Annotated in this window: 13 protein-coding genes; all 13 read right to left on the reverse strand. The window is 44.0% G+C overall.

What is annotated here, in order from left to right:
* Nucleotides 1-47: 47 nt before the first annotated feature.
* The 13 genes from ACYQ0Y_RS01985 to ACYQ0Y_RS02045 all read right to left on the reverse strand — a co-directional run bounded on the left by ACYQ0Y_RS01985 (nucleotide 48) and on the right by ACYQ0Y_RS02045 (nucleotide 13,188).
* Nucleotides 48-848: a Nif3-like dinuclear metal center hexameric protein gene (locus ACYQ0Y_RS01985; protein WP_407882357.1), complete on the reverse strand. Its 801-nt coding sequence runs from the start codon at nucleotides 846-848 to the stop codon at nucleotides 48-50.
* On the reverse strand, nucleotides 826-1,542 hold the full coding sequence (locus tag ACYQ0Y_RS01990; protein WP_407882358.1) for a tRNA (adenine(22)-N(1))-methyltransferase: 717 nt from the start codon (nucleotides 1,540-1,542) through the stop codon (nucleotides 826-828). Before ACYQ0Y_RS01990 ends, ACYQ0Y_RS01985 begins: the two co-directional genes overlap by 23 nt.
* A 197-nt stretch (nucleotides 1,543-1,739) precedes the next feature.
* The gene (gene rpoD / locus ACYQ0Y_RS01995) at nucleotides 1,740-2,870 is read right to left on the reverse strand and encodes an RNA polymerase sigma factor RpoD (RefSeq protein WP_407882359.1); all 1,131 of its coding nucleotides are present in this window, start codon (nucleotides 2,868-2,870) and stop codon (nucleotides 1,740-1,742) included.
* A gap of 63 nt (nucleotides 2,871-2,933) precedes the next feature.
* Nucleotides 2,934-4,763: a DNA primase gene (gene dnaG / locus ACYQ0Y_RS02000; protein WP_407882360.1), complete on the reverse strand. Its 1,830-nt coding sequence runs from the start codon at nucleotides 4,761-4,763 to the stop codon at nucleotides 2,934-2,936.
* A gap of 186 nt (nucleotides 4,764-4,949) precedes the next feature.
* The gene (locus tag ACYQ0Y_RS02005; RefSeq protein ID WP_407882573.1) at nucleotides 4,950-5,315 is read right to left on the reverse strand and encodes a DUF488 domain-containing protein; all 366 of its coding nucleotides are present in this window, start codon (nucleotides 5,313-5,315) and stop codon (nucleotides 4,950-4,952) included.
* A gap of 125 nt (nucleotides 5,316-5,440) precedes the next feature.
* The gene (glyS, locus tag ACYQ0Y_RS02010) at nucleotides 5,441-7,531 is read right to left on the reverse strand and encodes a glycine--tRNA ligase subunit beta (protein WP_407882574.1); all 2,091 of its coding nucleotides are present in this window, start codon (nucleotides 7,529-7,531) and stop codon (nucleotides 5,441-5,443) included.
* A gap of 5 nt (nucleotides 7,532-7,536) precedes the next feature.
* Nucleotides 7,537-8,502, reverse strand: coding sequence for a glycine--tRNA ligase subunit alpha (glyQ, locus tag ACYQ0Y_RS02015; RefSeq protein WP_407882575.1), 966 nt, complete (start codon nucleotides 8,500-8,502; stop codon nucleotides 7,537-7,539).
* Between the two features lie 360 nt (nucleotides 8,503-8,862).
* Nucleotides 8,863-9,702 (reverse strand): DNA repair protein RecO, encoded by an 840-nt coding sequence (gene recO / locus ACYQ0Y_RS02020; protein ID WP_407882361.1) that lies wholly within the window; start codon nucleotides 9,700-9,702, stop codon nucleotides 8,863-8,865.
* Between the two features lie 85 nt (nucleotides 9,703-9,787).
* Nucleotides 9,788-10,726 (reverse strand): GTPase Era, encoded by a 939-nt coding sequence (gene era / locus ACYQ0Y_RS02025; protein ID WP_407882362.1) that lies wholly within the window; start codon nucleotides 10,724-10,726, stop codon nucleotides 9,788-9,790.
* Nucleotides 10,727-10,751: 25 nt separating this feature from the next.
* Nucleotides 10,752-11,153, reverse strand: coding sequence for a diacylglycerol kinase family protein (locus tag ACYQ0Y_RS02030; RefSeq protein ID WP_407882363.1), 402 nt, complete (start codon nucleotides 11,151-11,153; stop codon nucleotides 10,752-10,754).
* On the reverse strand, nucleotides 11,131-11,613 hold the full coding sequence (gene ybeY / locus ACYQ0Y_RS02035; protein ID WP_407882576.1) for an rRNA maturation RNase YbeY: 483 nt from the start codon (nucleotides 11,611-11,613) through the stop codon (nucleotides 11,131-11,133). The genes ACYQ0Y_RS02030 and ybeY overlap by 23 nt, the downstream gene beginning before the upstream one ends.
* 2 nt (nucleotides 11,614-11,615) lie before the next feature.
* Nucleotides 11,616-12,647, reverse strand: coding sequence for a PhoH family protein (locus tag ACYQ0Y_RS02040; protein ID WP_407882364.1), 1,032 nt, complete (start codon nucleotides 12,645-12,647; stop codon nucleotides 11,616-11,618).
* 94 nt (nucleotides 12,648-12,741) lie between these two features.
* Entirely contained in the window at nucleotides 12,742-13,188 is a 447-nt protein-coding gene (locus ACYQ0Y_RS02045) for a GatB/YqeY domain-containing protein (RefSeq protein ID WP_407882365.1), read from the reverse strand.
* Between the last annotated feature and the right edge of the window lie 8 nt (nucleotides 13,189-13,196).

Here is a 13,196-nt window from a genome sequence, read left to right on the forward strand (position 1 = left end):
TCACACTCCTCGTCTTTAATAGTCTTAGTGTACTCGATTTAATCCGCTTACACAAAAGTAAACGGATCGGTATTTGGCTGCGATTCAACAACTTCAATGCCCCACTGCTTTTGCTGCGACCAGTGCTGTAACAACGCCGCTAGCTTGGGAATACAAATCGCCTCAATGTGGTGCCCAGGATCAACAACTGACAGACCGGCGGCCAACATGTCGTGTCCTGTATGATAATAAACATCTCCCGTCACATAGACATCAGCACCTGTAGCCTGCGCTTCGCGAAAGAATTTACCTCCGTCACCACCTAAAATAGCGACTTTTTTCACCAAACGATCTGGTTCATGTGAAATTACGCGTAACCCTGTTAAATTAAACCGTGCTTTGCAATATTGGGCAAAGTCAATCACACTCTGTGGCTTGGCCAGCTGCCCAACTCGACCCATGGAAACTTCTGGAAAGGTTGGATTTGGCAACCAACTGGTCACCTGCTGCAAATTAAGCTGCTCAGATAACCAATCATTCATGCCGCCTGGCGCATTATCAAGATTCGTATGAGCTGCATAAACCACGATATGGTGCTCGATAAGTTTGCCATACATAGCAAGCTGAGGATCAGCCGTAAAGTCTAAATTTTGGGCTGACCGAAACATAACTGGATGATGTGCAAAAATGAAGTCGACCCGTTGTTCAATCGCCTCGTCGACGACTTCCGGACGGACATCTAAGGTAGTCATCACTCTATGAATGTCTGCCTGGCGATCACCAATTTGAAAACCAGTTGGGTCACCAGCCTCTCGATAATTTAAGGGTGCAAATTGTTCAAATTGATCAATTAACTTTTGTGCGCGCATGGGCCAAAACCTCCTTAATCGAAGCAATTGTTTCTGTCAGCATCGTAACCTTCTCAGCAGGCACATGATGAGCTTGCTTCAATGAAGCTAACACGCGTTGTCGCCGTGCTAATTCATGTTGCCATTTTTCAACAAAAGCGGTGTTAGGTTGCGCTAATAGCTGAGGGCCAAATTGAATCTGTTGGTCCGTTAAATGGACCGGCGCAGCCATCTTAACCGCCATAATAATTTCATAAATATGACCTTCATCTTTGAGAATTTCTTCACTGGTGATTCGATACTGATGTTGGACCAGCCATTGCCTTAAATGCGCCTCACCAACATTAGGCTGCAAGATTAATCTTTCACTGCCAGATAACTTTTGCCATCCACGCGTCAAAATATCACTAATCAGTGTACCACCCATGCCAGCAATCACGATGGTATCCAACTGATCTTGCGGATTGATGACTGCCAGACCATCGCCCAAGCGAGCCTCAATTTGCTCAGTTAACCCTTGGCTGACAATTTCTGAACGAGCATTTTCAAAAGGACCGGCGACAACCTCGCCGGCAATGGCCCATTGAATTCGGTGTTGTTTGGCTAAAAAAACGGGTAAGTAAGCGTGATCAGATCCAATATCTGCTAACCTTGCTTGATCTGGCACTCGCTTAGCGACCGCGGCTAACCGTTTTGATAGATGGTTTGCATCCATAAGGTAACTCCTCTCAAATCTAGCTTTACTAACTTAGTATACCAAGGTTAACCAGTAAACGGATGAGAATCCAACGTAGCCGAATAAGTTTTTAAACTAATCTTTTTATAGTAGCCAAAATTTTGGTATCGTTGAACAAAAAAAGCCCACTGCCAACAAAGCAGTGGGTACGATCAAATTGTAATGCTAATTTTTGATTATTCCAGGAAATCTTTCAGTTGTTTAGATCGACTTGGATGGCGTAATTTGCGCAACGCTTTCGCTTCAATCTGCCGAATTCGTTCACGAGTAACGCCAAAGACTTTACCAACTTCTTCTAAAGTTCGCGTCCGACCATCATCTAGCCCAAAGCGTAATCGTAAAACGTTTTCTTCCCGATCAGTTAGTGTGTCAAGCACACTTTCCAATTGCTCTTTGAGTAACTCATAAGCAGCATGGTCAGCCGGTGACGTCGCATCTTGATCTTCAATGAAGTCGCCCAAGTGAGAATCATCTTCCTCACCAATTGGCGTTTCTAATGAAACTGGTTCTTGGGCAATCTTCAAGATTTCACGAACCTTATCCGTCGGCATATCCATTTCGGCACCGATTTCTTCAGGAATTGGCTCCCGTCCTAAATCTTGCAACAATTGTCGCTGAATCCGAATCAATTTGTTGATCGTCTCAACCATGTGAACGGGGATCCGAATTGTGCGAGCCTGATCCGCAATGGCACGGGTAATCGCCTGACGAATCCACCATGTCGCATAAGTCGAGAATTTGAATCCCTTTCGGTAATCAAACTTCTCAACGGCTTTCATCAACCCCATGTTACCTTCTTGAATCAGATCCAAGAACTGCATGCCGCGACCGACATACCGCTTGGCAATGGACACAACTAATCGTAAGTTAGCTTCAGCTAATTCCTGCTTGGCCTCTTCATCACCTTGCTCGATCCGCAAAGCTAAGGCAACTTCTTCATCCGCCGATAGCAACGGCACACGACCAATTTCTTTCAAATACATCCGAACCGGGTCGTTGATTTTAACACCGGATGGAGCCGCATCACTAGCCTTCAGCTCTTTTGCAGAAACATCACTTTTCTTATTTTTTAAAGCATGTTCGGATGGGTCGCCGTTCTCATCAACAACACCGATACCAGCATCCTCAACCTTTTGCATTAAATCATCGATCTGGTCAGCATCCAACTTAAACGGTGTCACCAGCTTCGTCTGCAAGTCATCATACTGAACTTCTTTAGCCTTTTTATGATCCTTAATTAAAGCGTTGACTGCTTTAGTATAACCTTTTTCATCAAATGCTTTGGTTGTTTCTTGCTTTTCAGACATGCAAGGTCCCCCTTATATTCGCTATCCAGCAAAACAATTAGTTTACACCGAATTTTTAAAAAATCAAGCTTGTTTCAAAGCTTGTTTTTGTTTATACAACTGAATCAGTTCTAATGTCAGCTGATTCTGTAAATCACGGTTATTTAAACGTTTGGCCTCAGCCATGGCGATATTCTTTTGACGGATGGCCTCATCAATCGGCGCTTGATTCATAATGATCTGAATGCAATCATCTACATCCGTTAAGTCGTTACGGTCAAACACAGGCTGTTCGGTCACGTTGATTAGTGTTTGCTCGAGGTCTGCATCATTGACATAATCGAGAAAGCCAGCGATTTGTAGATCGGGATGGGTTTGTTTATAACCCTGAGCCAACAGGAATAGCGTCTGATAAGCATCATGAACAAAGTGAAACTCAGCATCGGCCGTCACATGGAGCCAAACACTTTGATCAGTCAGCAAACGCTGTAACAACAATTGCTCGGCCCGTTCAACTTGATCTAATTTAGGTACTTGATAGGTAACGACTTTTTGTGGCGCCGCGGTCGCCGACGCTTGTCCGGCAACTGGGATCGGCGCCTGATTCTGACTAACATCTGCAAGCTGTTGCTGTAAAGATGCTTTGTCCAAGTTAAAACGAGTTGCAAGTTGATTCAGATACAAATCTCGCTCAACCGGGGCATTCACACCAGCAACAATCTTAAGCACTTCATTAATATAGCTTAATTGATCGCTCTGATTATCTAGATTACGATTTCGAGCGAGAAATCGTAAGGCGAACCCGACTGGTGTTTCCTTAGCGCCTTCGTATACAGCGCGAAACTGAGTGGCATCGTATTTTCGTAGATACTCATCTGGGTCCAACCCTTCAGGCATCTGAATGACGCCCAACTGCATATTACTATGTGAGCCAATCAATGATAGCGCTCGGTGTGTGGCATTTTGACCTGCATCATCGCCGTCATAAGAGACGTACAATGTCTGTGCAACCCGTTGTAAGATGCTAATTTGTTCCGTTGTTAAACTGGTCCCCATTGATGCGATGCCATTCTTGATTCCGGCTGAATAAGCGGCAATCACATCCATAAAACCCTCGAATAAAATAACCGCATCAGCCTTACGAATTTCTCGCTTTGCCAAGTCAAAGTTAAACAACGTTTCACTTTTATGAAAGATCTTGGTTTCTGGACTATTGAGATATTTGGGTGCATCCGGATCCTTCACTAACAGGCGCCCTGAAAAAGCAATCACTTTGCCGCTGCCATTACGAATCGCAAACATGACGCGACCACTGAAACGATCACGTAATTGGCCATCTTGATTTTCGATAAACAACCCAGACGTGCGCAACAGTTGATAATCCACATGGCGCTCTTCAAAGAGTGGTTTTAGTAAGCCTTCAGTTGGTGCAAAACCGATATTAAACGTATTGAGAATTTCATCCGTCAAGCCACGCTGATGCAGATAGGTCAGTGCTGCTTCGCCAACCTGAGTGTTCATCAACACGTGATGGTAGAGTTTAGCGGCATCCTCGTAAAGTCCAATTAACTGACCAACTTCAGAATTGAGCTGGCCCGCATCAGGATGCTGATACTCATCGGCAATGGTGATGTTAGCTTCATCAGCCACCTGAAGCACGGCCTCAGGAAAGCTGATATTATTGAGTTCCATCAAAAATTTAAAAACATTGCCACCGCGGCCACAACTAAAACAGTGAAAAATTTGTTTTTCTTCATTCACGGAAAATGATGGTGTTCGCTCTTCGTGAAACGGACATAACCCAAATAAATTTTTTCCCGATTTTTTTAATTGAACTGTTTGTCCAATAATATCGGCAATATTGACTGAGGTGCGGACATTTTCGATGATTTCTTCTGGAATTCTTGTTGCCATCTCGTCACCTCCATTCACGCTCACGAAGCGTAAAAAGACGCACTTTCCGACATCGTGAACATCCTCGTTACGCGAAGCAAAAAATGCGACTCAAAATAGACCTACTTACACACAATGATTATTATACACGCTGTTCCGGCAATGTACAGTATTTTGCTTGGTGTCTGTTAAGTCCGAGATATTAAATTATTTTGTCAAGTGATCCTGTAGATACGTCAGCAAGACGACGGCATTGTTGTGTTGTTCATCTTTCGCCCCGTAAACCAGCGTCACATTCCCCCGGCCAAGTCCGGCCTTGATCCGTTCGATAAAGGCTGGCGTTTGTGGGTTTTCATCTAATTCAGTGTCATAAGCCTGTTTAAATGTTGGAAAGCCCCCTGGATCGTGACCAAAACGCTGACGCACTTCAGTAGACGGGGCGATCGTCTTCACCCAGTCGGTCAATTTGGCTTTCTCCTTACTGATTCCTCTGGCCCACAATCGATCGACAAAAATCCGTTCACCATCATCTGCACTAATTGGTGCATAGATTCGCTTAATCGACAACACAATTAAGGCCTCCTTCACATATAAGTCAATTTGAGTTTAATGTACAAGGATCGTGATTACAAACAAAGCAGAAGCCAAGATAAGATGGCATCTGCTTTGTTAGCTTAGTCTGGTTAAATTTAAATGATCTATTTCACGACCAATTGATTTAAATCACCTAATTGCAACGTCAATTTAGTCAAACGCGCTAATTGGTTTAGGCGATTCTGCCGTACCGCAGCGTCATCAACCATTACCATTGTTGCCTCAAAGTAAGCGTTAATCAGTGGACGTAACTGAGCCAGCGACTGATAATTGTCTTCACGACTCTGCTGATCAAAATGACCGGAAATATCATTGACAGCATCATATAAGTGCTGCTCTGCATCATTCTCAAATAGACTTGGATCAACCGGAAAATCAGTTTGTTTTATGACGGATTGAGCTAACCGGGTGACCCGATTCAGTGCTTCGACAACGTCCTTAAAGTCACCGTCTTGAAGATGGTTGAGGAGAACAGCGGCGTCATCCATCATCGTTTCAACATCTGAGGTATCAGCATTAGTAGCCGCTTCGACGATGTCGTGTCGAATGTTTCGATTACTAAACCATTGACGAACTCGATCTTGCATAAACTGCTGAATCTTAGTGCGCCCGTCAGCTAAATTAGCCATCAACTCAGGACTCAGCTGGGCATGTTGCTGAGTCAATGCTGCTTCGAATTCACGACTCATTTTCACTAATGGTACATGCCAACCGCGATCATGCAGAATCCGTACGATACCAAAAGCCTGTCGGCGCAGCGCATAAGGATCATTAGAACCGTTTGGAATCATCTGTGCAGCAAAGAATGTCATAATGCTATCGAATTTATCGGCAATCGCTAAAACAGCGCCGACATTTGATTGAGGCAATTGACCTTCTGCCGAAACCGGCTCGTAATGCTCACGAATCGCCTGCGCCACCGCTGGCCGTTCACCAAACAAGAGTGCATACTTCTCGCCCATCACACCTTGAAGTTCAGCAAATTCACCCACCATACCGGTGACTAAATCAAACTTGTAAATATCACTGGCCCGTTGTAGGTCCGCTAACTCAGTTTCCGTCAATCCCACCCGACGGCCAATGAGTTGTGCCATAATTCCGACACGCTTCATATGTTCAGTCATTGAACCAATTTTATCGTGAAAGCTAACCCCAGCTAATTTTTGGACATAAAAGTCAATCTCATGCTTTTGATCTTCTTGGTAGAAGAACATAGCGTCTTCTAAACGCGCTGTTAACACTTTTTCATTGCCAGCGATCACGTTGTCCAAATAGTTAGTATTCCCATTTCTTACAGAAACAAAATTTGGCAATAACTGCCCAGATTGACTTTGAACATGGAAAAAACGTTGGTGATCACGCATCGAAGTGATCAACACTTCATCTGGGATCGTTAAATATTTTTCGGCGAATTGACCGGCAAAGGCTGTCGGCCATTCGACCAAATTATTAACCTCTTCCAGTAAATTCTCGTCAACCGCAACGGTCCACTCGTGGGTCATCGCTAGTTGTTGAATCTGTTCGCGAATCTGTTGCTTACGTTTAGCAGCATCAGCGATGACAAACACGTCAGCTAGTGCGTTCTCGTAGTCTGTAGCCTGTGTTAATTCAACTTCATGGCCCAAGAAACGATGGCCTTGCGTTGTACGACCGGTCGTTAAATTCAATAAATCAAAAGGCAACACTTGTTCATCTAGTAACGCAACTAGCCAGCGAATGGGGCGTACATATTGAAACTTGTGGCTGTGTCCCCACTTCATCATCGTCGGAAAGGTCATGGCAGTGATCACGTCCTTCATCCCTGCCAACACTTCAGCGACTGGCGCACCGCTTTCATGCTTAGTCACAAAGACATAGTCCTCGCCTTTAATCGATTTAAACGTGATATCGTCGGTAGTCGCCCCTTGTCCACGGACGAATCCTTGAGCCGCCTTGGTCCATTGACCATCGTCATCTTGGGCAATCTTTTTTGCTGGTCCTTTGACTTCTTCATCAATATCTGGCTGTTGATCTGCCAAGCCACTAACCAAAACAGCCAGCCGTCGTGGCGTAGAGAACGGGGTAATCTCAGTGAACGTCATTCGTTGCTCAGTTAAAAACGCTGTTGTTCGTTCAACTAATTGATTAATACTAGGCGTGACAACGTGAGCCGGAATTTCTTCTAACCCAATTTCTAATAAAAAGTCATGTGTCATCATGTTTACTTGGCCTCCTGTTTCCGCTGACGGGCAGCTTGTTTAGCCTGCCGCTTTTCCCAAGCTTCGACTAATTGGGTACGCTTTTCTTCATCTTTAATGAGCGGGAAACCACGTTTGGCTCGTTCATTGACAAACGTTTTAGCCACACTGCGCGCCATATTACGAATACGGCTCAGATAGCCTGCTCGTTCCGTGACCGAGACTGCCCCACGAGCGTCCAATAAATTAAAGGTATGCGAACACTTTAAAATATAATCATAGGCGGGGTGAACCAAACCTTTAGCTAAATTAGCTTGAGCTTCTTTTTCAAAATCATCAAAAAGGGTCAATAACATCGTTTGATTGCTTTCTTCAAACGAATATTTGCTATGTTCAAATTCTGGTTCTTTGAAAATATCGCCATACAAAACACCATCGCTCCATTCCAAATCAAACACAGAATTGACATCTTGAATATATGACGATAATCGTTCTAGTCCGTAAGTAACTTCGGCGGCCACTGGGTTCATTTCTAACCCGCCGACAATTTGGAAATACGTAAATTGGGTAATTTCCATACCGTCAAGCCAAACTTCCCAGCCAACACCAGCACACCCCATCGATGGATTCTCCCAGTTGTCTTCAACAAATCGAATATCGTGTTCTAAGGGGTCAATGCCCAGTTCCCGTAAACTATTTAAATATAAATCTTGAATGTTGTCTGGCGCCGGTTTCATTAACACTTGAAATTGATGATGTTGATATAACCGGTTCGGGTTCTCTCCGTAACGGCCATCTGCTGGCCGGCGACTTGGCTCCACATAGGCAGCATTCCACGGTTCTGGCCCAATTGCCCGTAAAAAGGTATAGGGGCTCATGGTTCCAGCCCCTTTTTCCGTATCATAAGCCTGCATGAGCATGCAGCCTTGCGCCGCCCAATACTGTTGCAAAGTTAAAATGATTTGTTGGACAGACAACTTCTGATCCACATGATTATCCATAACATGGCTCCTTAAAGTGTATTTGATGACGACCCTGGAGGGATTGCATCGTTGAGTTGAAAAGAAAACGTCCCTACATCGACAGATAGCCTGTCAATGTAGGGACGTGAAAAATTACGCGGTTCCACCCTACTTCTCGATTACTCGAGCAGCTTCATTTCAGTTAACTCCCAAAATGCCAATTACTCGAAATTTGGATCAGGCTACCACTGTCCCTGACTCGCTGCACCATTTCTCGAGAACCCTTTTTGATCACTGTTAACATGATTTAATTAAATAACTCCTTCATCATAAGCATCCGTCGTGCCGTTGTCAATTTAAACCCGTAGCCACAATAGTCGATTCTAATTATGTCTGATCATCCTGATTGTCTGACAAAGTCGGCTTTGATCGACGTTGACGCAATACTTGCTGATCATGCATCAATTGGTCTTCCCATGAAGCCATCTGATCGATGAAATGTTTGGCTCGTAGGTGTAAGCCGACACTATTTTCATAGATTAAATCAATCACCATCCGTAATCCGCGTTTTGTTCGATCCGAAACAGCAATCTTCGTGATTTTGTCCAAATCAATTAGTGAGAATTGTCGCAAGTAAAAAATCGTGCGCTGGTCAAGATGTAAACGATGTTCATCTTGATCAAAATGATTAGCGCAGATTAAACCACCATATTTTTCTGAATAATCAAAGGGCAGATCCGTCCGACCACAGATTGCGCAATGTTGTAACTGGGGGGCCACACCAAAGGCTGAGAGGAGTTGAATTTCAATAATATTGGTAATAATTTGTGGATCGAGACCTTGGTTAATAAGGGTTAGCGCTCGATCAGTTTTTAAATACCAATTTTCAATCAATTGGCCGTCTCGAAATGCTGCATCAATGAGGCTTAAAATATATGTCCCATAAGCATTTTTTTCGATCTCATCATTGACGCTTGCATACTGTGCCGTTTGCTTAGCCGCGTTGATAAAACTGAGGCCGTCATCATTAAGGCTCCCAACGTAGTGGCCATGGGTGAACGGTAACAACGCACTGTGTAAACGAAAGCCCCGGCGTTTAGCTCCCTTAACAAAAAACATTTTTTTGCCGTATTCAGCAGTAAATATTTTAATCAGCTGATCACGTTCCCGGTAATCTTTGGCATACATGACAATGCCATGAAAGTCGACATTTTGATACGTCGTCATCGTCTTCACCTCCCGGCAACTAACCTAAAATAAAATCGAAACGTTGCCGTGGCGACCACTGCCCGTTTCGATAGCTAATAATGAATTAATAGTCTTGCGATTTATACCCATATTCTCGTAAGGCAGAGGGCTTGTCACGCCAATGTTGCACGACCTTGACCCACAACTCTAAGAAAACACGGTCACCTAACAGTGGTTCGATATCAGCACGAGCACGGGTGCCAATTTCCTTCAACATTTTACCGCCCTTGCCAATAATGATGCCCTTTTGTGAAGTTCGATCGACGATAATTGTTGCCGAAATATGCACTAATTCATTTGGTTGTCCATCGCTACGCGTGCCGCCACGACGTTCCCGTTTCATCGATTCGACTTCAACCGCCACTGAATGTGGCACTTCGTCGCGAGTTAACTGCAGAACTTTTTCTCTAACGAGCTCAGCGACCACAAAACGCTCAGGATGATCTGTAACTTGATCATCTGGGTAATATTGCGGTCCCTCAGGCAAGTCACTGGCTAATTGCTGTAAAAATTCATCGACATTATTACCTTGTAAAGCTGAGATTGGATAAACTTCTTGCCACTTCAAGGCATCCTTATATTGGTCAACGATGCTAAGCAACTTATCAGGGTGAATTTGATCAATCTTATTAATCACCAGATAAATCGGCTTCTTGATCATCTTTAACCGATCAATAATATAGTTATCACCAGCGCCACGCGTTTGTTCCGCATTAACCATAAATAAAACTGCATCGACTTCATTTAAGGTGGAAATTGCCGAATTGACCATGAACTCATCCAGCTTGCTCGTTGGTTTAAAAATTCCTGGCGTATCAATGAACACAATTTGTTCCTGAGCAGTGGTATAAATGCCCTGAATCTTATTCCGGGTTGTCTGCGCAACATTACTCATAATCGCAACTTTTTGACCAACTACCCGATTCAAAAACGTTGATTTACCTACGTTAGGTCGCCCAACAATCGCGACAAATCCTGAATGAAATTTCGTTTGTTCCTGCATAACTTCGGTGTACTCCTTTAATTGATTAGCCCAAAAGTGCCCACAGTCTTGGGACAAAAATTAACGCTCCCGTGATGATCGCGAAGACCGCCGCAACCACCACCGCCCCGGCAGCCACATCTTTCACTCGTTTAGCTAGCGGATCAAAACGACCGTGGGTGATCAGATCGGTTAAGGACTCTGCGATTGTATTGGCAAACTCAGCCAGCATGACTGTAAAAATTGCTAACGTAATCCACAGCCAATCCATGCGACTGATTTGTAAAATCACACCAACTAGCAACGCACCCACGGCAAAGACCATGTGATAACGCATATTGGGTTCATGATAAATAATATCCATAATCCCATCAATGGCATGTCGCAATGCCTGACTAAAATGCTGATTTTTTTGCGTCTGCTGTTTATCGGGTGAGGCCATAATCATCCAGTATCTTTCTTTGAAGATCAAACATCACTTTTTCGTCAGCAGGGTCCATGTGGTCGTAACCGTTCAAGTGAAGGAAGCCGTGAACGAGTAAAAAGCCCAATTCTCGTTCGTAAGAATGGCCAAGATACGTTGCTTGATCGGTAACTTTATCTACCGAAATCATGATATCCCCAATATTCTTAGGAATTTCAGCTAATAATGCGTCATCCATAATAATCGCATCTTCGTCGTCGGGGTCTTCTTCAATAGCAAAACTAATCACGTCCGTTGGCTTATCTACACCACGATACTGCTGATTAATTTGTTTGATTTCGGGATTGTTCATCAGTGTCACCGACATTTCAGTATTATCAGGCAAATCGAGTTCTCGACCAGCCGCCGCCAATATATCGCGAACTAATGTCATGTGCGCTTCAGTGACCCCATCGATTGTGTGATCAAAGATTTCTAAGTCCATCATTATCCTTTCATTGTTGGCTGATCAGGCTGTGAGCGGCGATCATAGGCATTAATGATACTTGCAACAACGGGATGGCGCACCACATCATCCGCGTCAAAGGTAACAAAGCCAATATGCGCGATGTTTTGTAAAAGATTCTGGGCATCGACTAATCCAGAATGCGTTCGGCCTGGCAAGTCAATTTGCGAAATATCTCCATTGACGATCATCTTGGAACCAAAGCCCAGACGAGTTAGAAACATCTTCATTTGGGCATTTGTCGTATTTTGTGCTTCATCCAAAATCACAAAGGCTGAATCTAAGGTACGACCACGCATATAGGCCAGTGGCGCAATTTCAATCACTTCACGATCTACTAACCGTTGGGTATGCTCCGCTCCCAAAATTTGGTAAAGTGCATCGTAAATTGGGCGCAAATAAGGATCAACCTTTTCTTTTAAATCACCTGGCAAAAAGCCAAGGCTTTCGCCTGCTTCAACAGCTGGCCGAGTGAGAATAATCTTCTCCACATCGCCTCGTTTTAGCGCAGCCACAGCCATCACAACAGCTAAAAAGGTCTTTCCTGTACCAGCTGGCCCGATGCCAAAGGTAATGTCATTATGACCAATCGACTGAACATATTGGCGTTGACCATAGTTCTTCACCCGAATTGATCGGCCACGATCATCTTTAATTAACGTCTGCTTGTAAAGGTCCTGAAAATATTCTAATGTCCCCCGTTCAGCCATTGTCATCGCTGATACAATGTCCGTCCGATTCAGCGTAATTCCTTGTTTAATCAGTTGGACTAAATTGTCGATAATGGCGATTGCTTGATTGACGGGAGTCTCTTGATCGCCACCCACCGTAATCAAATCACCAAATGGATGAACATTGACGTTCAAGCCTTCCTCAAGCATTTTTAAATTAGCATCGTTAGCGCCCACTAATGCGGCTTCTAAATCCGGCGTGGACAACCGAAAACTGCGTTCAAATTTAAAATGGTTTTCTGCCAAAAAAGTCTCGCTCCTTTGCGGTCTTAACCGCGTCATATTCGTTAATACTAAGTTTTATTTTAGCATAAAGCCAACCAAAAAGACGACCGCCAGTGTTTTGACGGTCGTTTAGTGACTTTATTTTCAAGAATTAGTTTTGGAGCAATTTTTTAACGGCCTCGTTAACAAGCTTCCCATCAGCTTTCCCCTTGACCTTTGGCATAACTGCTCCCATTAACTTACCAAAGTCAGCTTGACTGGTTGCCCCAACCTCTGCGGCTGTTTGTTTGACCACATCATTAACCTCTGCGGCCGTCAATTGAACCGGCATGTATCGTTCGACGATCGTAATTTCAGCCTTAGTCTCATCAATTAAATCTTGCCGACCAGCTCGTTCAAATTCATCTAGTGATTCACGGCGCTGCTTTAAGCCACGGGCCACAACCGCGATTTCCTCATCTTCATTCAAATCATGACCTAGTTCAATTTTTTCGTTCATAATCGCTGATTTCAATGAACGAACGACATTTAATTCTATCTTATTCTTCGCCTTCATCGCTGTCTTTAAGTCATCATTCAACTGTGTCAATAATGCCATACCGATAA

The sequence above is a fragment of the Furfurilactobacillus curtus genome, assembly GCF_054657915.1.